The sequence below is a fragment of the Chitinophaga sp. H8 genome, assembly GCF_040567655.1.
GTDB lineage: Bacteria > Bacteroidota > Bacteroidia > Chitinophagales > Chitinophagaceae > Chitinophaga > Chitinophaga defluvii.
Window position 1 is genome coordinate 2,696,050 of sequence record NZ_JBEXAC010000002.1, and the last position, 21,379, is coordinate 2,717,428.

At 44.1% G+C, this 21,379-nt stretch carries 17 protein-coding genes and 1 other RNA gene; 9 read left to right on the forward strand and 9 right to left on the reverse strand.

The genetic code is table 11. The features are described 5' to 3' along the window. Nucleotides 1–55: 55 nt before the first annotated feature. Nucleotides 56–439, reverse strand: coding sequence for a hypothetical protein (locus ABR189_RS24660; RefSeq protein WP_354663161.1), 384 nt, complete (start codon nucleotides 437–439; stop codon nucleotides 56–58). Nucleotides 440–589: 150 nt separating this feature from the next. On the opposite strand from ABR189_RS24660, the gene ABR189_RS24665 reads away from it, so the two are divergent. From ABR189_RS24665 to ABR189_RS24675, 3 genes are all read left to right on the forward strand, one after another. Continuing rightward, nucleotides 590–2,011: a tetratricopeptide repeat protein gene (locus ABR189_RS24665; RefSeq protein ID WP_354663162.1), complete on the forward strand. Its 1,422-nt coding sequence runs from the start codon at nucleotides 590–592 to the stop codon at nucleotides 2,009–2,011. A gap of 250 nt (nucleotides 2,012–2,261) precedes the next feature. Then, nucleotides 2,262–3,026: a phosphosulfolactate synthase gene (locus ABR189_RS24670; protein ID WP_354663163.1), complete on the forward strand. Its 765-nt coding sequence runs from the start codon at nucleotides 2,262–2,264 to the stop codon at nucleotides 3,024–3,026. A 114-nt stretch (nucleotides 3,027–3,140) separates the two neighbouring features. Next, the gene (locus tag ABR189_RS24675; RefSeq protein WP_354663164.1) at nucleotides 3,141–3,875 is read left to right on the forward strand and encodes a shikimate dehydrogenase family protein; all 735 of its coding nucleotides are present in this window, start codon (nucleotides 3,141–3,143) and stop codon (nucleotides 3,873–3,875) included. Nucleotides 3,876–3,951: 76 nt separating this feature from the next. On the opposite strand, the gene ABR189_RS24680 is transcribed toward ABR189_RS24675, so the two are convergent. After that, nucleotides 3,952–4,749 carry a class I SAM-dependent methyltransferase gene (locus ABR189_RS24680; protein ID WP_354663165.1) on the reverse strand — a complete coding sequence of 266 codons (798 nt, stop codon included), beginning with the start codon at nucleotides 4,747–4,749 and terminating at the stop codon, nucleotides 3,952–3,954. 151 nt (nucleotides 4,750–4,900) lie between these two features. On the opposite strand from ABR189_RS24680, the gene truB reads away from it, so the two are divergent. Further along, on the forward strand, nucleotides 4,901–5,581 hold the full coding sequence (gene truB / locus ABR189_RS24685) for a tRNA pseudouridine(55) synthase TruB (protein ID WP_354663166.1): 681 nt from the start codon (nucleotides 4,901–4,903) through the stop codon (nucleotides 5,579–5,581). 75 nt (nucleotides 5,582–5,656) lie between these two features. Here the strand turns inward: truB and tamL are convergent, their stop codons facing one another. Beyond that, a complete protein-coding gene (tamL, locus tag ABR189_RS24690) occupies nucleotides 5,657–8,086 on the reverse strand; it encodes a translocation and assembly module lipoprotein TamL (protein ID WP_354663167.1) in 2,430 nt (809 codons plus the stop codon). Between the two features lie 114 nt (nucleotides 8,087–8,200). On the opposite strand from tamL, the gene ABR189_RS24695 reads away from it, so the two are divergent. Then, nucleotides 8,201–8,944 carry a TrmH family RNA methyltransferase gene (locus ABR189_RS24695; RefSeq protein ID WP_435575336.1) on the forward strand — a complete coding sequence of 248 codons (744 nt, stop codon included), beginning with the start codon at nucleotides 8,201–8,203 and terminating at the stop codon, nucleotides 8,942–8,944. A 131-nt stretch (nucleotides 8,945–9,075) separates the two neighbouring features. Here ABR189_RS24695 and ABR189_RS24700 read toward each other — a convergent pair whose 3' ends face one another. Then, nucleotides 9,076–10,332, reverse strand: coding sequence for an ABC transporter permease (locus ABR189_RS24700; RefSeq protein ID WP_354663169.1), 1,257 nt, complete (start codon nucleotides 10,330–10,332; stop codon nucleotides 9,076–9,078). 177 nt (nucleotides 10,333–10,509) lie between these two features. Between ABR189_RS24700 and ABR189_RS24705 the strand changes: the two genes are divergently transcribed. Beyond that, the gene (locus ABR189_RS24705) at nucleotides 10,510–11,799 is read left to right on the forward strand and encodes a type IX secretion system plug protein (protein WP_354663170.1); all 1,290 of its coding nucleotides are present in this window, start codon (nucleotides 10,510–10,512) and stop codon (nucleotides 11,797–11,799) included. 4 nt (nucleotides 11,800–11,803) lie between these two features. On the opposite strand, the gene ABR189_RS24710 is transcribed toward ABR189_RS24705, so the two are convergent. Beyond that, nucleotides 11,804–13,114, reverse strand: a complete 1,311-nt coding sequence (locus tag ABR189_RS24710; protein ID WP_354663171.1) for an NAD(P)/FAD-dependent oxidoreductase — start codon at nucleotides 13,112–13,114, stop codon at nucleotides 11,804–11,806. 804 nt (nucleotides 13,115–13,918) lie between these two features. Here ABR189_RS24710 and ABR189_RS24715 point away from each other — a divergent pair. Further along, nucleotides 13,919–15,232: a Gfo/Idh/MocA family protein gene (locus ABR189_RS24715; protein WP_354663172.1), complete on the forward strand. Its 1,314-nt coding sequence runs from the start codon at nucleotides 13,919–13,921 to the stop codon at nucleotides 15,230–15,232. Nucleotides 15,233–15,279: 47 nt separating this feature from the next. After that, a complete protein-coding gene (locus ABR189_RS24720) occupies nucleotides 15,280–15,993 on the forward strand; it encodes a 3-keto-disaccharide hydrolase (RefSeq protein WP_354663173.1) in 714 nt (237 codons plus the stop codon). A gap of 77 nt (nucleotides 15,994–16,070) precedes the next feature. Here the strand turns inward: ABR189_RS24720 and fsa are convergent, their stop codons facing one another. Both fsa and ffs read right to left on the reverse strand, forming a co-directional pair. After that, on the reverse strand, nucleotides 16,071–16,721 hold the full coding sequence (fsa, locus tag ABR189_RS24725) for a fructose-6-phosphate aldolase (protein ID WP_354663174.1): 651 nt from the start codon (nucleotides 16,719–16,721) through the stop codon (nucleotides 16,071–16,073). A 234-nt stretch (nucleotides 16,722–16,955) separates the two neighbouring features. Next, nucleotides 16,956–17,055: signal recognition particle sRNA small type (gene ffs, locus ABR189_RS24730), an RNA gene on the reverse strand. 333 nt (nucleotides 17,056–17,388) lie between these two features. On the opposite strand from ffs, the gene ABR189_RS24735 reads away from it, so the two are divergent. Continuing rightward, on the forward strand, nucleotides 17,389–19,803 hold the full coding sequence (locus ABR189_RS24735) for an ABC transporter permease (protein WP_354663175.1): 2,415 nt from the start codon (nucleotides 17,389–17,391) through the stop codon (nucleotides 19,801–19,803). A gap of 11 nt (nucleotides 19,804–19,814) precedes the next feature. On the opposite strand, the gene ABR189_RS24740 is transcribed toward ABR189_RS24735, so the two are convergent. Together ABR189_RS24740 and ABR189_RS24745 are read right to left on the reverse strand one after the other, a co-directional pair. Beyond that, on the reverse strand, nucleotides 19,815–20,522 hold the full coding sequence (locus ABR189_RS24740) for a hypothetical protein (protein ID WP_354663176.1): 708 nt from the start codon (nucleotides 20,520–20,522) through the stop codon (nucleotides 19,815–19,817). Nucleotides 20,523–20,563: 41 nt separating this feature from the next. Then, a complete protein-coding gene (locus ABR189_RS24745; RefSeq protein ID WP_354663177.1) occupies nucleotides 20,564–21,379 on the reverse strand; it encodes a glycoside hydrolase family 16 protein in 816 nt (271 codons plus the stop codon).

Sequence of the window (21,379 nt, forward strand, 5' to 3'; positions counted from 1 at the left end):
ATAAAAAGCCCCGGGTTTCCCCAGGGCCTTTTTTATTGAAGAACATCTCTTAGCCTTACTTTAAGGGCAGTACAATTTGTAACCGGTGGTAGTTCATACCATTAGGTTGTTCCATTTTGAAAGAATAAGGCAACACGTAGGTTACATTTCCTTTCTTATAGGTAAGTACTGATTTAAAATTCAGTGAGCTATTGTTACTGAGCCGGAACTCAGAATTAAGGTTGCCACTATAGCGGTAACCTGCATCCAGACCAAACTTTGCCTTAGGCATAGTGGTCAGCGTAATGCGATTCTCTGTCTTTTTATTAACCTTGTCTTTATTATCATCGGGTAAAAGGCTGTTATTCGCCCTTGCTTCGAATGCACCCACTATAAGCAGTGCCCCCGCTAATAAGCAAGACAATGAAAATACCTGCAATATGTTGTTAAATGTTTTCATTGTATCACAAATGTACAAACTTTTTGATATATTATATAACAAATCGTTAACGCAATTTACTACATAATCTTAATAAAATGTTAAAAATTACATAAACGGTTATTGCTCACTGCATTTGTGTGGATGGGGAAAATTGTTATATTTACAGTAATGAATCAGGACTTTCCATTTTTAAACGAGGATTTTGAGGATTTGAGAGAGTTGTTGCAGCAGTTTGAAAACCTCAGGTCCGGTAAATCTCATTCTTTTCTGGATGAAGATTCTTTTGAGCAGATCATAGACTACTATGACGAGCATGATGAATTGCCAACTGCTATGCAGGCCGCGGAAATAGGCATCGCCCAGTTTCCCTACTCTTCCACTCTCTTACTGAAAAAGGCCAACCTGCTGATCGAAACCAAGAAATACAGGGAAGCATTGGAATTACTGGAAAAAGCAGCCTTGCTGGACCGTAATGATATCAATCTGTATATCCTGCAAACGGACGTGTACCTGGCGCTGAACCAGCACCAGAAAGCGGCAGCTGTGCTGGAAGAGCAAATAGAGCAGTTTACGGGTGAAGACAGAACAGAACTGTTGCTGGAGCTGGCAGATGTGTATGACGACTGGGAAGAATTTGAAAAGGTGTTCGATTGCCTGAAAATGGCGTTGGAGCATGAGCCTAACAGTGAGGAAGCCCTGCATAAAATATGCTTCTGGACAGAATTTACCGGCCGGAATGAAGAAAGTATCCGCTTGCATACAGACATTATCAACGAATTTCCCTATAACCAGCTGGCCTGGTTTAACCTGGGAACTGCCTACCAGGGGCTTAAATTGTATGAAAAAGCCATAGATGCCTACCAATACGCCATCGCTATTGACGAAAAGTTTGATTACGCCTACCGGAACATGGGAGATGCGTACATCCGTTTACATAAATATGCCGATGCTATTGAAGTGCTGCAGAAACACCTGGAAATAGCCAAGCCGGAAGATGTGATCTATGAAGCTATCGGCCATTGTTATCAAAGGCAGAAAAAGTTTACCCAGGCACGTTATTATTACCGTAAAGCCTCCCATCTCAGCCCTACAGACGATAAACTGTACTATAAAATAGCGGTGGCTTACATGATGGAGGCCAATTGGGACCACGCCGCCAAATCACTGCTCAGCGCTATAAAAATAAATAAGCAAAAAGCAGAGTACAATATTGCCCTGGGAGAATGTTTCCTGGAATTGGGCAAAAATAAAGATGCGCTCATGCATTTTATGAACGCAGTAAAAACACGGCCTAAAAGCGCCACCGCCTGGCAGGCACTCATCAAGGGCCTGTATACTTCAGGGTTCCTGGAAGAAGCCCTGACACAATTAACGCAGGCGGAAGAAAAAGCAGGTCGTAAACCCATTTTCGTATACTATCGCGCCGCTATCTTAATTGCCATGGGGAAGGCCAAGGAGGGGATCATACACCTGGAAACAGCCCTACAAATGGCACCCAGACTGGTGAAGAAAATAGTGGAGCTTGATCCTGCCCTCCTCCAACATGGGAATGTGCTCGAACTCATTTCCCGGTACCGTCGTAAACGCTAATCCTGTTAATTAGCGTTAAATTACTTTCATCAATAAAGTATACTTCTTATTTTTGCGCCGGTTTTCTAATTAACTTTTATTAGGCCGAACTGACAATAATGGGTTTAACTGTTTAATTCTTAACGCCTAACGGTTATTTATGTACTACTATAATTTATTAGTTGCATATTTACTGTTGCAAAACGTATTTAACAGCAATAGCCGGTTAGCGTTGGGTTAACTGACCATTAAGAGGATAAAAATGTTTCAAATGAATTTTAATCTGACACAGATTCCGGAAAGGACACAACAGCCCCGTACGAATGGTCTTACCATGGTAATGGATAAAGGGCTGAGTTTGGAAGAAGCAAAGAATTTTTTATCGGTCGCGGCACCCCATGTTGATATCCTGAAGCTGGGATTTGGTACAGCTTTCGTTACTCCCAACCTTCGCCAGAAAATAGAACTTTACCAGGCTGCCAATATCCCCGTTTATTTTGGCGGTACCCTGTTCGAAGCATTTCTTATCCGCAACCAGTTTGAGGAATATATCAAGGTGATAAAGGATTATGGCATTACCTATATGGAAGTGTCTGATGGTTCTATCACTATCCCCCACGCTGAAAAATGTGGCTATATCGAAAAGCTGGCTAAGGTAGGCGTAGTATTGAGTGAAGTAGGCTCTAAGGATGCGGAGCATATCATTCCGCCCTATAAATGGATCGAATTAATGCGTGCTGAACTGTCTGCCGGTGCTACCTATGTGATTGCGGAAGCCCGCGAAAGCGGCAACGTAGGTATCTACCGCGGATCCGGTGAGGTACGGGAAGGGCTGGTACAGGAGATCCTGACCCAGATCCCTGCTGAGAAAATTATCTGGGAAGCTCCTCAAAAGGCACAACAACTGTATTTCCTGGAACTGGTAGGTTGTAATGTGAATCTGGGCAACCTGGCTCCGCACGAAGTAATCGCACTGGAAGCTATGCGTATCGGCCTCAGAGGCGATACTTTCCACCTGTACCTTGACAAAGCATAATACACTTATAAAGCAATAGACTGTTACAGATAGTAATACCCGGATAGTTTGAACTATGGGAACCTGTCTGTAACAGTTTATTTAATACGGATGATCTTTCTAATTTAAAAGAGTATGAAAGTATACGGGCTGATCGGTTATCCCCTGAGCCATTCTTTTTCCAAAGGTTTTTTTGCGGAAAAGTTTCAACGGGAAGGTATACAGCAATGTGTATACGAAAATTTCCCTATTCCCACTATTGCAGACTTTCCCGGTTTACTACAGGCACAGCCCCAGCTGAGCGGTCTAAATGTAACCATCCCTTATAAAGAAGCCATTTTACCTTTTCTGGATGAATTAAGCCCCGCAGCGGCTAAGATTAAAGCGGTGAATTGTATCCGGTTTCATGATGGCAGGAAAACAGGCTATAATACGGACGTGATCGGGTTTAAAAAGTCCCTGTTGCCTTTCCTGCAGCCACATCATACCCGGGCACTGGTATTAGGTACCGGCGGTGCTGCAAAAGCAGTGATGTATGTACTGGAGGAACTGGGTATAGCTTATACACTGGTAAGCCGTACTGCTGCGGATGGTGTGGTAACCTATGCCTCACTTGATGCTGCAATGATGGCGGCTCATACACTTATTGTAAATACTTCTCCGCTGGGGATGTATCCGGATGTAGACAAAGCTCCTCCGCTACCTTACGAATGTTTGTCTTCTCAGCATCTGCTGTACGATTTAATCTATAACCCGGAGAAAACATTGTTCCTGCAAAAAGGAGCTGCACGTGGGGCGGCTGTTAAAAACGGCCATGAAATGCTGATACTCCAGGCGGAAGCTTCCTGGGACATATGGAATGATCAATAAGATTTTACAGGATACTACTATAAAAAATGGCTGCTTTAATATTTAAAAGCAGCCATTTTTATGCATCAGCATATTATTATAGTGGCTTAATCAGGTAGTATACGCAGGTAGTAAAAAAATTACGTACAAAAGGAATGGCCGCCAGTGGCTTCCATTGTTCCCGCGCGCTTACGCCGAACTTGTATTTATAGATGGGATTGATCAGGTAAAATTTGCGCTGGGTAATCTTATATTGCTGGCGTTTTACGATCCGCTCAAAACGTTCAATAGAAATCCCCGTATCCTTTATTTCCATTAATTCCTGTATAATAGGTTCCGGTTCTTTAAAAGCACGCAATAGCCCTCTGTACAAAGGGCGGGGCAATAGGTGTATGTAAGGCATCAGGGTCAGCACTTTACTGGTGCATACCTGCTGATGGCCGCCATGGGGCATATACCAGGGTGGAAACCCGAAATATACCTGCCCGCGCGGGCTTAATAATTGTTTCAGGTGTCCGATAATTTTCTCCTGGTCTGGGATATGTTCAATCGCATCCTTCAGGATGATCACATCAAAAGTGTGACGGTATTCCCCTAAAAAATCAAGGTCATAAATATTCTTTGCAATCAGGCGCAGTTGCCCGGTACCGGTATATTCTTTTAAAAAGCCTTCCGCCAGATCAATGCGTTGTTGAGATAGATCTACCCCTACACAGATACAGCCCTTTTCCAGGAGGGGAGTAAGCACCCCGCCTTCACCACAGCCTACTTCCATTACTTTCAGGCCAGCGATATCCGGAAATTCTTTTTCAATAAAGGGGATCACATAGTTGCGGGAGTTGTCCACCTGTTGCTGGTACCGCACATTATCATCCCTGTGTTGTAGTAACGACATATTATAAAAATTGTGTGAAAATAGGAAAAAATAAGAAGAAGCTATCAGCCATGAGCTATGAGTGGGGAGCTGCCCTCCGTGAAACAGGTTTTGTGAACGAAAGCGCATAGCTCGCAGCTCGTTGCTCACAGCTATTCTATATCTTTGCCAAATGATGCAGGTGGAAGAAAAAAATATTTACCAGGAAGGACAGGTATTACTGATTAATAAGCCATTAACCTGGACTTCGTTTGATGTGGTACGTAAGATCAGAAATACGACCAAAGCTAAAATAGGACATGCCGGAACATTAGATCCGCTGGCCACAGGGTTACTCATTTGCTGTACCGGCAAAATGACTAAAAAAATAAATGAGTATCAGGCTCAGGAAAAAGAGTATACAGGCAGTTTTACGTTGGGGGCTACTACACCTACTTTTGACCTGGAATCTGAACCTACTGATTTTAAAGAGATTACTGGCATCGATACGGCTTTCCTGGAAGCCACTGCAGCAAAGTTTACCGGTGAGCAGATGCAGTATCCGCCTATACATTCAGCTATTAAACAAAATGGTAAACCCATCTATCACCTGGCACGTCAGGGGGTGGAGGTGAAGGTAGAGCCGCGTAAAGTGTTTATTACCGCTTTTGAGATCACTAAAGTTGAATTGCCTTTGGTGTATTTCCGGGTGGTATGTTCTACCGGAACGTATATACGTTCACTGGCGAATGATTTTGGTGCTGCACTGGGATGCGGCGCACACCTAAGCAGCTTATGCCGCACCCGTATTGGCGAATTCAGGCTGGAAGATGCACTGGATATACATGCTTTTATTGCGCAGTTTAAGCAATAAGTTGTTTATGGCTAAGGCAGTGTAGTAGTTATGGCTGATGATGGCTGTAATGGAAGGCTTGTTCCAATGCAGGTGTTAGAAAGGGTAGCCTATGGCAACGTTCCAGATGATATTGTCCCGGCGCCATTGCGGGTCTTTCAGGTCCCATTTGCCCATATACCATCCATTTCTATTACCAATATCATAAGGTACTTTAAGCGGGATACCCCAATCGAGCCGGATCAGGAAAAAAGCGAAGTCCAGCCGTAATCCCAGGCCGGTACCAATAGCCAGGTCCTTATAGAGGTTTTTTAACTGGAATTCAGACCCTGCTCTCAAGGTATCTTTCTTCACCATCCATATGTTTCCGAAGTCAAGGAAAGTAGCTCCTTTAAGGTTGACGGTACCACTGAACATACGGATCAGATCAAACCGGTATTCTACATTTCCTTCCAGTTTCATATCGCCTGTCTGGTCGGGGAATATCTGAGCGGTACTGGAAGTATCTCTGTAGGAGCCGGGACCGAGCGTACGGAGCCGCCAGCCGCGGATACTGTTGGGACCTCCTGCGGTAAACTGCCGGATGTAGGGGAGTACACTGGATTGTGCATACGGGATACCGATACCTGCATATGCCCTGGTAGCCACAGCACTGTGCAGCCCCAGTTGCCAGGTATGACGGTAATCTGCTTCCAGTTTTACAAAGTTGGAAATGGTAAGGCCGGTTAAGGTTTCCAGATTGGTGTGTTTACCGGAAATGCCATTCATAATACTGTTTACCCCATTCAGCCATAAGCCGGATTCTTCGATACTTAATCTGAGGTAGGAGTGATGCCGTCTGTGAAAAATATCGTTATTGCTGAAAATAAAGCTTACCTGCTCACCACCGATAAAAGCCGGTTCAAAGCTACGTTTGAGGTAGGGGTTTTTATTTACCACAGTGTCGCGAAATACATCATTCAGGTTAACCCCTACATAGTTTAGCGAAAAGGGACGTACTATCCAGCGTTTATAAACAGTTTCATTCCATTCATAGCCAAAAGAGGCGTTGATATTGGAGATGTCAAATTTTTCAATGCGGGATAAGTAGTTAATACCCGCAGTCAGCCGTGTTTTTACATTAGACCGGTTAGTACCTCTGATACGGAAAGGCGTAATAAAGCGGGGCAGGGCCAGGTTAACTTCTCCACCAAACTCTTTGGATTGCAATTCGAATCTTCCCTGGTTCCTGATCAGCTCCAGGCCGGTGTTCAGGCTTACCCCCAACTGGTTGGCAGCCCTGTTCAGGTTCAGGTGGCGGTAATTCAGGCTTACGCCTGTACCCACAAAGTAGTCGGAGCTGTTACTTACTTCAAAGTTGGCACCCAGTACCTGCCGGCGTTTGGGCGTCAGGAAAACATAGGCATCCAGTGTATTGGGCTTTTCATTGTTTTCTTTGTATTGCAGTGTTACAAATTGCCAGACACCCAGGTCATATAGTTTGGTAATGGCATTGTTGTACTGATTCTGAGAATAAAGTTCACCTTCCCGCAGTAAAATTGATCTTGATAATACCCCTGGCTTCAGGATATCCTGGTGAAAACGGATGGTGATATACTTTCTGATATCTTCATGCAGGGTACTGTCAGTAGGGCTGCTATTTAAGGAATAGTCGGGGTAAACATATATTTTATTGATACGATACTGCTCATACGCAGAGAAGGAGGAATCTTCCGGGTTTTTTATCTTCACCGTCACATCCATGGTTGGTTTTTCCAGGCCTTTGCGTTCATTGAAGATATTTACAAAGCCTTCAAAAGGGTTGAGGGAGTTCCGGAACAATGCTTTATTGAGTGTGTCTACTTCAAATTCAATGGCATCACGATTAAATTTATAGTAGCCTGCATCTTTCATGAGGCGGGTAAGCCGCTCTCTTTCCCGACCCAGTTCTTCCTGTTTATAAGCCATTCCTTTTTTGATGAGGGACAAATCCTGGGAGCTTTTAACAATAGCCATCAGGGCAGAGTCGGGTACATCATAGGAGATTTTATCGATCACAAAGTTTTTGCCGGTATTTACCTTGTAGGTAACGGCGGCTTTCTGATTTTTTATTTTCTCGTCATAAGCCACAGTAGCATAGAAAAAGCCCTGGTTGTTCAGGTAGCTGGTCATGCGTCTTACAGACTCTATGGTTTTGGTAGAATCGTAAACTACAGGTTCTTCCAGGTTTCTTTTGGCTAGTACAATGTTCCAGAACCAGTTTGATTTTTTTTCGTTGTATTTCTGATTATACAACCACACTTTGATACGTGTAGCCAGCAATTTTTTATTTGCCTGTTGCTGCATCAGCGATTTGGAGGAAAGTGAGCTGCGCAGATCCTGTTTGTCAGCTACCAGGAGCTCTCCTTTAACGTCTACGTTGCTGCTTACATATAATGCCTGATTTTTTTGCAGGTACCTGGTATTGGAACAAGCTCCCAGCGTCAGCAGTATAACGGTAATAACAAAATAGTTCAGTATGGAAGGGGAACTATGTGGCGGCTGCATCACTGGCAAAACGATTAATTATATTTTGTAATACCTTACTTTCATTACTGCGTCATGGATGGAAACCTTACCTGCAGCTTTGCTGATTAAAAGAATATATGTAGGTTTGGTTCCATGTTATCAAAGGCGCAAATTAAGTATATTCAATCATTACAGCACAAAAAATACAGGCAAAAATCCGGCCAGTTCATGGCAGAGGGAGATAAGATCGTGCAGGAGCTGCTACTGGCAGGACAACAGGTACAGGAAATCTATGCCACTGCTGATTGGATCGCCGCACATCAGCCCTTGCTGCAGGAGCACTCCAGGGTACGTTTGCTGGAGGTAATGCCTGAGGTGCTGAAACAAATGTCTTCCCTGATTACTCCCAACCGGGCTATGGCCTTGCTGAATATGCCTGCTTCCAATGCTCCGCTGGAACTAAAAGGTAAGGTGAGCCTCGCATTGGATGCTATACAAGACCCCGGTAATATGGGGACTATAATTCGTATAGCCGATTGGTTCGGCATTCAGCAGGTGATTTGTTCGCCTGATTGCGTGGATGTATATAATCCTAAAACGATACAGGCCACTATGGGCAGCCTTGCCCGTGTACATATTGCAGAAAGCGATATCCACCAGTTATTAACACAGACTACCGTGTCTTCTTATGCCGCTACCCTGCATGGAGAAAATATTGCGGGCTTTGCTCCTATCGAAGAAGGGGTTATCCTGATTGGTAATGAGGGCAGAGGATTGCGTGATGAAATAATCGGGATAAGCACTTACCGGATCACCATTCCCCGTATGGGGGGGGCCGAATCCCTCAATGCTGCCGTGGCTACGGGCATTATCTGCGGCAGGATGATGATAAAATAGCTTTTAGCTGTTGGCTATTAGCTGTTAGCTTTTGATCGTAGCGAATGATAGCCGACTTAACCATCAGCTATAGTAACTTATATGTATGCGCTAAGTTTTGCCTGCTCAAAAACGTGGCTAAAAGCTAACAGCTACTTAAACTGTATCGCTTTTACCGGTGTTATTTTTTGAATGATCATGGAAGGAATGACCAGCACGCATATGCAAATTCCGAAGGTGGCAACATTGATCAGGGCAATTTCCCACCAGTGCAGGGAGATCGCTGCTACAGACATATAATAGGATTCTTCCGGCAGTTTGAAAAAGCCGGTAGCTTTTTGAAGAAAGGCGAGTCCCAGTCCGAGCATATTACCCAGCAGCATTCCTGTAAGCACGATGTAGCCAGCCTGGTAAACAAATACTTTCTGAATATCCCAGTCTATCATACCCAGCGCCTTTAAGATTCCCACCATATTGGTGCGTTCCAGTATGAGAATCAGGATGGCGGTAATCATATTCACAATTGCTACGATGGTCATAATGAAGACGATGATCACTTCATTTTTATTTTGCAGCTGAAGCCAGTCAAATATGTTGGGATAGATATCCCGGATGGTGCGGCTGAATAATTCTGCCGGGAGTTTATTCTGATCAATATACTCGTTAAAGGCATTCATCTGCTGGTAGTCTTTCAGGAAAAGTTCATATCCGCCTACTTCTCCGGGCGCCCAGTTATTTAGTTTGCGGATCAGTTCCAGATCGCCGATCACATAGGTTTTATCGTATTCTTCAATACCGGTTTTATATATGCCCGTTACCGTTAGCTTCCGTGCACGGGGAGGTAACCCGCCACCCTGGATAAAATAGACAATCAGCTTATCATGTAGTTTTAGCTGTAATGCACTGGCAGTATGTTCGGAAATCATGATCTCCGGTGCGTAGCTGCTATCTGTATAATGGATAGGGCCACCCTGGCGTATAAATGGTTGTAATTGTTGCCAGTGATAGTCTTTGTCTATTCCTTTGAAAATGACCCCGTCTATATCCTTATCCGCCTTGATAATAGCCGACTTGGTAGCATAATTATTCAGGGACACTACTTCCGGTAATGCTTTTAGCTGTTTTACAAGGAGGGAATCACTCTTGAAAGGGGCTTCTTCAGTGAGCGGGCCGGCATTGGGCTGATAGCGGTTTACATGCACATGCCCCCAGAAAGTAAAGATCTTGTCTTGTATTACTTCCTGGAAGCCATTTACTAACGCGGTAGCCAGTATCATTACTGCGATGCTGATAGCAGTAGCCGCTATGGCAATGTTAATGATGAACCTTGAAAAGGTGGATGCTTTGTTAAAGGCAATCCGCCTGGCAATAAAGAGTGATAACCGCATGAGTCGTGTATTCCGGTTCAAACCTACCTGATTTTAAGGAAACGGCAAAGGGAATAAAATGGAAAGTCTATATCAAAATACAGGGGAGATTACGTTCTATAGCTTTCAGCTTTGAGCATTCAGCCCATTCCGGTAGCTTTGTGTTTTGAGCTGATTCTTTCAGCTTATTGTTGTAACTTAAATTACTATTCTGGTATTATGCGGATAATAACGTTGTTTTTTATAGTATTTGCAGGGCAGCTATTAACCATTAGTGGCGTAAAAGCGCAGGAAAATGCCATCACTCCTGATCATGTATACCGCAAAAACATTAAGACAGTAAAATTGAATCAGAAGGGAGATCCGCTGAGCATGCCGGTAGTAACGCTGAATAGTGATGAGCGCCTGGAGCTTTCTTTTGATGATCTGGATAATGATGTGAAAAATTATTTCTATTCCCTGGTGTTATGTAATGCCGACTGGTCGCCGGCACAGATCAGCGCCTTTGATTACCGCAGGGGATTTTCTGAAAACCGCATACAGGATTACCGCTTTTCCAGTGTAGCCTTACAACGATATACCCATTACAGTGTGGAAATCCCTAACCGTAACAGCTACCCTATTAAGTCCGGCAATTATATACTTAAGGTTTACCTGGACAGTGATACTTCCCAGGTGGTGCTTACCCGCCGAATGATGGTGATAGAGAATAAAGCAGGGGTAGGAGGTTTTATACAGCAGCCGGTAAGCCCCAAGTTATTCCGTACACATCAGAAAGTAAATTTTACTGTAAATACCGGTAGCCTGAATATTGTAAATCCTTTTGAACAGATTAAAGTGGTGATACTACAGAATTACCGCTGGGATAATGCAGTAACAGGACTCAAGCCCCGTTTTCTGAAGGGCAACGTCATAGAGTATAATACAGAGCAGGACTGCGTGATGCCGGGAGGAAAGGAATGGCGCTGGATAGATTTGCGTAGCTTCCGTTTGCAAACAGAGCGTGTTAAAACTTCAGAATACCGTAGGGATGGTACGGATGTATTTGCGATGCCGGACTATGAAAGATCAGACAAAGTATATCAGTTCTTAAAAGACATTAACGGCAAGTTCACCCCCGCAACATTGGATAATTATGATCCTAATTTTGAAGGTGATTATGCCACGGTGCATTTTTCATTTCCGGTACCGGAGCCTTATGCAGGGTATGATATGTATATTTTTGGAGAGCTGACCAATTATGAATGCAATGATAATAACAAACTGACCTTCAATGGAGCCACGCGTGCTTATGAAGGTTCCCTTGTTTTAAAGCAAGGGTACTATAATTACATCTATGGATTGATAGACCGTACCAGTAATGGTAAATTCAATACAGAATATACGGAAGGCGACTGGTGGGAAACGGAAAATGTGTATACCATATTCGTATATTACCGGCCGCTGGGCGGCCGGTCTGACGAGTTGGTAGCTTCTGCCACACTTAATTCTATCCTTAGCAGAAAATAAGGGATCAGTTTACACTTTGCCGTAGCTTCACAATGTTTGCAGCCCCTCTTTTAATAATAATGCGGGTACCCCTTTCATAGGTGAAGTAACGGTAGAACCAGTTAATAAACACGACGAGTTTGTTACGGAAGCCGAGCAGGCTCATCAGGTGTACGATCATCCATACGATCCATGCAAAGTAGCCACTCATGATCATGTTGGCAAACTCAGCCACAGCTCTGTTTCGACCGATAGTAGCCATGCTGCCCAGGTCTTTATAGCGGAAGGGCTGCATAGGCTGGCCTTTCCATCCTCTTATCAGGTTTTCAGCCAGGTTTTTGGCTTGTTGTATCGCCACCTGCGCAACCATGGGGTAGCCTTTAGGGAACCTGGGATCATTAGCCAGCTGGGCAATGTCGCCGATGGCATAGATATTCGTAAAGCCCTGCACCTGGTTAAATTCGTTGACAAGGATACGTCCGTTGGGTATAATGATTTCTTTAGGGATGCCGGTTACCGGTACACCTTTCACCCCTGCCGACCATAAGAGGGATTGGGTAAGGATGGTTTCTCCGGTACTTAATAGGAGGGTTTTACCATCATATTCCTTCACTACGGTATTACACATTACTTTTACGCCGAGGTGTTGCAGGCCTTCCAGTGTTTTCCTGGAGGATTTTTCACTCATAGATGCCAGTAATCTGGGGCCGCCTTCAATCAGATATACATTCATGAGATGTACCGGCAGGTCCGGATAATCCTTCGGCATGATGTATTTACGCAGTTCTGCAAAAGCTCCTGCCAGTTCTACACCAGTAGGGCCGCCGCCTACCATCACGAAGTTAAGTTTGGGCTTAATTTCTGCTTCATCCTTTAGCAGCAGGCTTTCTTCAAATTGTTTGATGACATAGTTTCTGATCTGCACTGCTTCGATCAGGGATTTCATGCCAATGGCATGTTCTTCGATCACTTTATTGCCAAAAAAATTGGTATTACTGCCGGTAGCAAATACCAGGTAGTCATAGTGTATTTCACCAATACCTGTTTCCAGTATATTTTCCGCCGCACGTACGCCTGTTACTTCTGCCATACGGATACTGAGGTTGCGGTGTTTTTTGAAGATACCACGCAGGGGAAAAGCAATGCTGTCCGGCTCCAGTCCGGCAGTAGATACCTGGTATAATAGCGGTTGAAAAAGGTGATAGTTGTTCCTGTCGAGTAAAACTACCTGTACAGGTGCATTTTTGAGCTTTTTAGCAAGGTTAATGCCTCCAAATCCTCCACCCACGATGACTACACGGGGTAGCGTTGTTTCCGGAATGTTGGGCTGAATCATAGCACAATTTTTTACTAGTCAAAGAATCAGAAAGGTGTGTAAACTGGCGGCAAATGCCGTACCAGCAATAAAATTTATCAAAAGTACAAAACTTTCAGAAAAAAATGAAAGAAAGGATGATAAAGAGTTGTGGGAAAGCTTTTAGCTGTTAGGCATTAGCTATTAGCCCAATGCAGCGGAGAAGAGCCATGAGCTTTGAGCTACGAGCTTCGAGCAAAAATGCGGCGGAGAAAAGCTTTTAGCTGTTAGACTTTAGCTATTAGTGCAATGCAGCGGAGAAAGGCTGCGAGCTTTGGGTAAATGCGGCGGGTATTTGCATACTCATCAGTTTTAATGTCGTGCTGCCTGTGTGGTAATTATGCCACACAGCGGGCATTTATTTATACCTGTTTATAGTTTTTATGCACGCTTCATACGTTATCTATGCTTTAACTATGCTCTATCTATGCTTTAACTATGCTCTATCTATGCTTTAACTATGCTTCAACTATAGCGTAATAGTTGGATCAGCATTTTGGCTCGCAGCTCACAGCTCTTCTCCACTACCCTGAGCCTGGCAGTTAAAAAAAGAATGCTTTTGATGCTAAATAATTATTTCTATTTTAGCAAGCGTATACTAAAAGTTAACCAGTCAAAAAATACTCCGGGGCAGCCCAACTGCCATTGCTCAGTAGATGATGAGGTTATTGGGAGGGCAATGAACAGGTTGGGGCGAAACGTTATGAGGCACTTTCCCACGAAAGTGCTTTTAGCTGTGTTGTTAGCAAATAATCCGAACAATCATCAATAAACAAATACCACGTTATGAACAAGAACAATGGAAATCCGGAGGCGACAGACCGCCGCTCATTCCTTAAAACATCAGGGCTGGTAATGCTAGGCAGCACATTGGCCTATCAGAGTGGCTTTGCTGCAAATATACTTAGTGGAGTAGCCAAGCCGCAAATAAAAGTAGGTCTGATCGGTTGTGGGGGCCGGGGAACCGGTGCTGCCTCACAAGCTCTGGAGGCAGATCCGGGTGTAGTGATCACCGCCCTGGGAGATATTTTTGAAGACAGGCTGGAAGAAGCGCATGCCGCACTGCTGGAAATCAGCAAGGACAGGGTGAAGGTGGATAAAAAGCACCGTTTTATCGGCTTTGACGCCTATCAGCGTGTGCTGGATTCGGGAGTAGACGTTGTGTTGCTGGCTACACCACCTAACTTCAGGCCGGATCACCTGACAGCTGCTATCAATGCCGGTAAGCATGCATTCTGCGAAAAGCCGGTAGCTGTGGATGCACCTGGCGTACGTAAAGTATTGGCGGCCGCCAAAAAAGCAAAGGAAAAAGGACTCTCTATTGTATCCGGCTTCTGCTTCCGCTATGATGCTTCCAACCGGAAAGCATTTGGCAAAGTGCTGAATGGGGATGTGGGAGAAATCCGTTCTGTTTCTACCTTCCGCAATGGTGGCGGATTATGGTCAAAACCACGGCAGCCGGACTGGACAGATGTAACTTTTCAATTGCGCAACTGGTATTATCACAGCTGGCTTTCCGGCGATTTTATCGTGGAGCAGGCCGTACATAGTATTGACATGATGCAGTGGGCCATGGGTGATAAGCTGCCTATAAAAGCTACCGGTACCGGTGGCCGCCAGGCCCGCGTAGATCCTATTTACGGGAATGTATATGATCACTTTGCCATTGAATACGAATATGCCAACGGTGCCAAAGGATATCACTTCTGCCGTCAGCAGAATGGCACCTCCGGCCGTAACAGCGTAGACGTGATGGGCGCAGAAGGAAGTGCCTTCTTCTCTATTGGCAGTAAATATGAAATCACCGGTAAAAACCAGTGGAACTCCGCAGCAGAACAGAACAACATGTACCAAACCCAGCATAACGAGCTTTTTGCATCTATCCGGAACGGCAAGCCTGTGAATGATGGGGAGTGGATGGCCAACAGCTCCATGCTGGCAATCCTTGGGCGCATGGTGGGCTACAGTGGACAAACCATTACCTGGGACGATGCCTTCAATTCCAACAAAGAACTGGGACCTAAAATCGAGGACTATAACTGGAACCTGAAATGGACAACAGAACCTGTAGCCATTCCCGGAGTAACCAAAGTATTGTAGACTGTTTTTAAAGTGTTACAGACCGTCTTTTAATCAAAAAACTGAACATGAAATCATTAGCAAAAGTTGTCATGGTGCTACAGGTGTGCATCATTTGTTCGCTCACTTCGTACGCCCAGTCAAAGCCCATTGCATTCGGGAATGAACTGAAAATAGATCAGGTGAATGCTGGTTCTAAGTTAAAAGGAACACCCATTAACTGGATCAATGTGAATACAGACCCTGATACCTGGAAAAAGAATAAAGACCTGTTGATCTGCTCCGGTAAGCCTATTGGTGTAATGCGGTCTGAAAAGCTGTATGAGAATTTCATTCTGCATGTAGAATGGCGGCATATGGAGCCAGGAGGCAATTCAGGTGTTTTTGTATGGAGTGATGCCAAGCCGGATGAAAAAGGCCGCCTGCCAGGTGGGGTAGAAGTACAAATGCTGGAACTGGACTGGGTGAACCTGAATATGGATAATGGTAAGAAGCCACCTATTGCTTATGTACATGGAGAACTTTTCGGAGTAGGTGGTGTGAAAACCATTCCGGATAATCCCAGGGGCGAGCGTAGTAAATCAATAGAGAATCGTTGTAAGGGAAAAGGAGAATGGAATACTTATGAAGTGGTATGTGTGGATGGTACCATCAAACTTTCTGTAAATGGTAAGTTTGTAAACGGCATCAGCCAGTCTACTGTTAGAAAAGGATATCTCTGTCTGGAGTCTGAAGGAGCAGAAATTCACTTCCGTAATCTCCGGGTCATTGAGTTACCCTGATAAGAAGCGTTTATAAAAAAAATCCCCGGCGCAATTACTGCACCGGGGATACACCATCTAAAAAAATATGACTGTAATTACATTTTCTTTGCATCTTCCAGGAACTTGGCCAGGCCAATATCTGTTAAAGGGTGTTTTAACAGTCCCAGTATAGAATCTAAAGGACAGGTACATACATCTGCACCAGCTTCTGCACATTTTACGATATGCAGCGCATTCCGGATAGAAGCTGCCAGTATTTCAGTTTTGAAACCCTGAATGCTGTAGATCTGAGCAATTTGTGCAATCAGCTCCACACCATCCCAGCTGCTGTCGTCAATACGGCCGATGAAAGGAGATACATAAGTAGCTCCGGCTTTGGCAGCCAGGATCGCCTGACCAGCAGAGAATACCAGGGTACAGTTAGTTCTGATACCATTGTCAGTAAACCATTTGATTGCTTTTACGCCATCTTTGATCATAGGCACCTTTACCACGATATTAGGGTGGATAGCTGCCAGTTTCTTTCCTTCTTCAACAATAGTTTTGAATTCGGTAGTTACCACTTCCGCACTTACGTCACCTTCCACCAGTTCGCAGATAGTTTCGTAGTGTTTCATAATATTCGCTTCTCCTTTAATGCCTTCTTTGGCCATCAAAGTAGGGTTGGTGGTTACACCATCCAGGATACCGAGATCATTGGCTTCCTGTATCTGCGCAAGATTTGCTGTATCTATAAAAAATTTCATCTGAAAAAGATTGATTTAGTTATTTACCGGATGGAACATCCATGCCTTGCATACTTCCCACAATAAAAATGCCATTAAATGTGGAGTTGAGATGAAGGTAAGGCTGTTTCATACTATGCAAAAGAAGATTAAGTTCCTGGATTTTCATTGCACCAAGTCATTAGTAAAAGGAGAGAAAATAGCAACCAAATGACTATTGACGAGTGGCTAATGACCTTAATATAAAAGAAAAAAAATCGGCAAGTTACTTACATCGCACCGCTACAACCACCTACCCTTGCTACATTCCTGTCCTGGGGGGATTCAGTAGGAGCTGGTCGTATAAGACTTGCCGGCTGCAAAGGTAGTATAATAGATCATAAATCCAAGCGTTTACAATAGGATTGTTGTAAATATTTTTGATGACAACAATTAGTTGTAAGCTGTAGTGCTTGTTGGTAAAGTGTTTGGAGGGAATGTAAATGATGTATGTGAAAAGTTGATATTACTTAATGGGGATCATTGTGAACGCAATTATGTTGTAAAACTGGACAGATTCCTGCTCAAAACCGGACACGTTAATTTAAATAATATATGTATAAATTTGATAGTAAGTAACGCGCTTGTTTGGCATTTTGTTGGTGGGCATTCGTGAATTATTATCCTGATAAGCTGGAAAGTTCCGTTTATGTTTAAGAACTATATTAAGATCGCGTTTCGTAATTTATGGAAGAACAAAGGTTTTTCTACTATCACTATACTGGGGTTGGCAACGGGTTTGGCTACCTGTTTGCTGATTGCTTTATTTGTAACGGATGAGCTGCGATATGATAAATTTAATGTGCATGCGAACCGTATCTTCCGGATAAATGCGGACTTTAGTGTAAATGGCAGTCTGTTTAAAGAACGGCAGGTACCGGCACAATTTGGCCGTGTTTTAATGCAGGACAATCCCCAGGTGGAAAATTATGTACGACTGTCAACCCATGAGAATATTTTGATCAGGAAAGGGGATGAAACATTGGCGGAGCCTAATGCCTGTTTTGCGGATTCTTCCTTATTCGATGTATTTACCTTGCCCATGGTGGCCGGAAATGCTAAAACAGCTTTAACCCGTCCTGGCACCATGGTGATCTCCGAGCGGATAGCCCTTAAATATTTTAACAGTACAGATGTAGTAGGTAAGACGCTGCTCACAGACAATATTTATCCTTATCAGATTAGCGGGGTTATCAGGAATGTACCGGCTCAATCGCATATTCATTTTGATTTTATCCGGTCAATGGCCAGTATGGCAGAAAGCAGGGAAGACAACTGGCTGGGTAATAATTTTGTTACTTATTTGCTGGTACGTCCAGGTGTTGATGTATCGATGCTCAATGGTTATTATCAGGCGGCTATTAAAAAATACATAGCAAGTGAATTGAAGAAGGTGACTGGTATTACGCTGAGCGATCTGGAAGCAAAGGGAGGGCATTTCCGGTATGGGTCTATTCCACTTACGGATATTCATCTTCATTCCACATTGACCACTGAAGCAGAGCCTTCGGGCAATATCACCTATGTGTATATATTTCTGGCTGTAGGGGCGATCATTTTGTTGATTGCCTGTGTGAATTTTATGAATCTTTCTACTGCCCGTTCAGCAGGCCGGGCCAAAGAGGTAGGCGTGCGAAAGGTGTTGGGATCACCACGCAGCGGACTGGTATTTCAGTTTCTCTCAGAATCCCTTCTGACCAGTTTTATCGCACTGCTACTTGCGGTGATGATGGCCATATTATTACTTCCATTCTTTAATGAATTAACAGGTAAGCAGATTCAGCTGGATCAATTCTCTGATTTGTGGTTATTACCTGTTTTATTAATAACCGCCCTGGTGGTAGGTTTGATGGCAGGGAGCTATCCGGCGTTTTTCCTGGCTGCATTTGAACCGGTAAAAGTGTTAAAGGGCAAATTGAGAACCGGATTTAAAGGTGGATGGATCAGGAACAGTCTGGTAGTATTTCAGTTTACTGCTGCGATTTTATTGATTGTAGGTACATTGGTTATTTACAATCAGTTAAATTATATCCGCAATAAAACGTTAGGGTATAACCGGGAGCAGGTATTAATCCTCAGAAATACAGCGTCTTTATGGGTGCATGCCAAAACATTTAAGCAGGAGGTGTTGCAACTCCCTGGCGTAGAAGCAGGTACGATGACCAATTCTTTGCCTACGAAGATGTTTGAAAATACCGGGGTGTATTCCAAAGATGCTAGTTTCAGTGGCGGCCTGACAATGGCGCTGGGAGAATGGTATATCGATACAGATTATTTTCCAACACTGGGAATGAAAATGGCGGCAGGCAGGAATTTCTCATCACAGTTTCCTACAGATACCAATGCCTTGGTTCTTAATGAAACGGCTGCACGTTTGCTGGGTGTTTCAGATTTGAATGAGAGGTACCTCTACAATAACATGGATAATAAGCAGCAGAAAATCATTGGGATTGTAAAAGATTTTAATTCCGGTTCGCTGCGAAATAAAATCGGCCCTATGGTATTCCGCTTAGGTGAATATCGCAATAATATGGCTTTCCGTGTCAAGACGGCAAACATTACGGCATTGATTGCAAAGATCAAAGACACTTATGCTGCTCAGGATGGCATGGCGGGACAACCCTTTTTGTATTCTTTTCTGGATGATGATTTTAACCGGTTATACCAGGCGGAGCAAAGAACGGGACAAATCTTTATTTCCCTAGCAGTGTTGGCCATCTTTATCGCTTCGCTGGGCGTGTTTGGATTGATTACCTATGCTGCTGAGCAGCGTACCAAGGAAATAAGCATCCGGAAGGTGTTAGGTGCTTCAGTATCCGGTATTGTGCTATTGTTGTCCAAAGATTTTTTAAAACTGGTACTTGCCGGTTTTATGATAGCTTCACCGATTGCTTGGTTTGTCATGAATAAATGGCTGGAGGGGTTTGCTTACCGGGTCAATATCCATTGGGAGGTATTTTTACTGGCCGCAATACTGGCTATATTGATTACGCTGTTGAGCATTGGTTTTCAGGCTATCAGAGCAGCTACAGCCAACCCGGTAAAGAGCTTGAAATCGGAATAATCCGGCCGTACTTAATTGCGGCGCTTTGGTTTTTTGGGCCGTGAATTGTAGAGATCATTGACATCATTGATGATCTTCGATTCATCTTCAGGGCCTTGTTTTACAGGGATTACAGATTGCAGTTCCAGGCGGGGCGTATATTTATACAGTGCTCTCACTTTAACAAACCGGGTAGTATCACCCAGATCCAGCAGGAGGTCTTGTCCCAATAGTTTTCCGGCAGATGTTTCAAACCAGATATTGGCGGTATCCAGGGGTAATATCTTGCCACTGCTGAATTTCGCTTCTACATTGAGGTAAAAGCGGATGCCCCGCTTCAGGCTGTCGGCGTAATGATTGAAACGTATACCGGTAACATGCGGTAGTACGAGTGTGGTTTCAAAAGGAACGGGGCCTGCATCTTTGAGTATTACTTTTATCCTTATCTGGTAATGTTGCCGTTGCAGATGGGCGCGGTCAAAGGTGAGGTATCCGTTTTGAATAGTACCATCCGGAGAACTGGCCTGGATATTACTCCAGCGGTAGTTACCTTGCATAAATCCGGTAGTTTCCCGGGTGGTACTATCTGAATAGATCAACTGAAAACCCACCGGTATCCGGTTGTAAAGTTCTGCTACTGAGGCAGAATCGTAATAGGCCTGCACCCGTACAATACTTGCTTTTTGCCCAAAGGAGCTTAATGTGTAAAGCAGCGCTGCCAGCAGAAAAGATACTTTCAATGGTGGTTGTTTTCAGTAGTGATGAAAAAATCGTTCCAACTTTACTTCTGGTAGATCCTTACATAATCCACTTCCATGGTCTGGGGGAAAATGCTGTCATCTACTCCTTTTTGTCCGCCCCAGTTGCCACCTACAGCAATGTTGAGGATGAGGTAAAAAGGGCTGTCATATGGCCAGGCATCTTTACCACTATGGTCGTTATTAAAAGTAAAGTAAAGTTTATCATCTACAAAAGCGGTGAGCTGTTCCGGCGTCCATTCAATAGTATACTCATGGAAGGCGGTGGTCGCATCGGGCACCTGGGTAGTGGCTGTTTTTTGTGTACCGATCACATGGTTATACTTTTTGGTGTGAACAGAGGCATGAATTTTACCTTCATCATATCCTACATGTTCCATGATATCAATTTCCCCATCATCGGGCCATTTTAGGTCCGGGGTAGAAGCCAGCATCCAGATAGCGGGCCAGGTGCCGGTACCTTTAGGTAATCTGGCTTTTACGGTGATCTTTCCGTAGGTCCAGTCACCTTTACCCTTCGTGATTAGTTTGGCAGAAGTATAAGCCCTGTTTTCCCAGGTTTCCTTGCGGGCTTCAATAATCAGGTGGCCGTTTTCCACGCGAGCATTTTCCGGACGTGCAAGGGTGTAATACTGCAGTTCGTTGTTCCCAAATCCATGGCCCCCGGTATTATAGCTCCATTTGGAGGTATCCGGAGCGCCTTGGTAGTTAAATTCATCTGACCAGACCAGTTTCCAATCCTTTGCAGTAGCAGAAGGAGCGGTTTTAGGCTGACAGGCAGTAAAAAAGCACCCTGTAGTAAATAGCAGGGCTGTTAAAAAGCCGGATGTATAGGTCAT

Excerpts from the sequence above, each read along its gene's own strand:
- ABR189_RS24660 (WP_354663161.1), bottom strand. The coding sequence starts at position 439 with ATGAAAACATTTAACAACATATTGCAGGTATTTTCATTGTCTTGCTTA.
- ABR189_RS24665 (WP_354663162.1), top strand. The coding sequence starts at position 590 with ATGAATCAGGACTTTCCATTTTTAAACGAGGATTTTGAGGATTTGAGA.
- ABR189_RS24670 (WP_354663163.1), top strand. The coding sequence starts at position 2,262 with ATGAATTTTAATCTGACACAGATTCCGGAAAGGACACAACAGCCCCGT.
- ABR189_RS24675 (WP_354663164.1), top strand. The coding sequence starts at position 3,141 with ATGAAAGTATACGGGCTGATCGGTTATCCCCTGAGCCATTCTTTTTCC.
- ABR189_RS24680 (WP_354663165.1), bottom strand. The coding sequence starts at position 4,749 with ATGTCGTTACTACAACACAGGGATGATAATGTGCGGTACCAGCAACAG.
- truB (WP_354663166.1), top strand. The coding sequence starts at position 4,901 with ATGATGCAGGTGGAAGAAAAAAATATTTACCAGGAAGGACAGGTATTA.
- tamL (WP_354663167.1), bottom strand. The coding sequence starts at position 8,086 with ATGCAGCCGCCACATAGTTCCCCTTCCATACTGAACTATTTTGTTATT.
- ABR189_RS24695 (WP_435575336.1), top strand. The coding sequence starts at position 8,201 with ATGTTATCAAAGGCGCAAATTAAGTATATTCAATCATTACAGCACAAA.
- ABR189_RS24705 (WP_354663170.1), top strand. The coding sequence starts at position 10,510 with ATGCGGATAATAACGTTGTTTTTTATAGTATTTGCAGGGCAGCTATTA.
- ABR189_RS24710 (WP_354663171.1), bottom strand. The coding sequence starts at position 13,114 with ATGATTCAGCCCAACATTCCGGAAACAACGCTACCCCGTGTAGTCATC.
- ABR189_RS24715 (WP_354663172.1), top strand. The coding sequence starts at position 13,919 with ATGAACAAGAACAATGGAAATCCGGAGGCGACAGACCGCCGCTCATTC.
- ABR189_RS24720 (WP_354663173.1), top strand. The coding sequence starts at position 15,280 with ATGAAATCATTAGCAAAAGTTGTCATGGTGCTACAGGTGTGCATCATT.
- fsa (WP_354663174.1), bottom strand. The coding sequence starts at position 16,721 with ATGAAATTTTTTATAGATACAGCAAATCTTGCGCAGATACAGGAAGCC.
- ABR189_RS24735 (WP_354663175.1), top strand. The coding sequence starts at position 17,389 with ATGTTTAAGAACTATATTAAGATCGCGTTTCGTAATTTATGGAAGAAC.
- ABR189_RS24745 (WP_354663177.1), bottom strand. The coding sequence starts at position 21,379 with ATGACCTATACATCCGGCTTTTTAACAGCCCTGCTATTTACTACAGGG.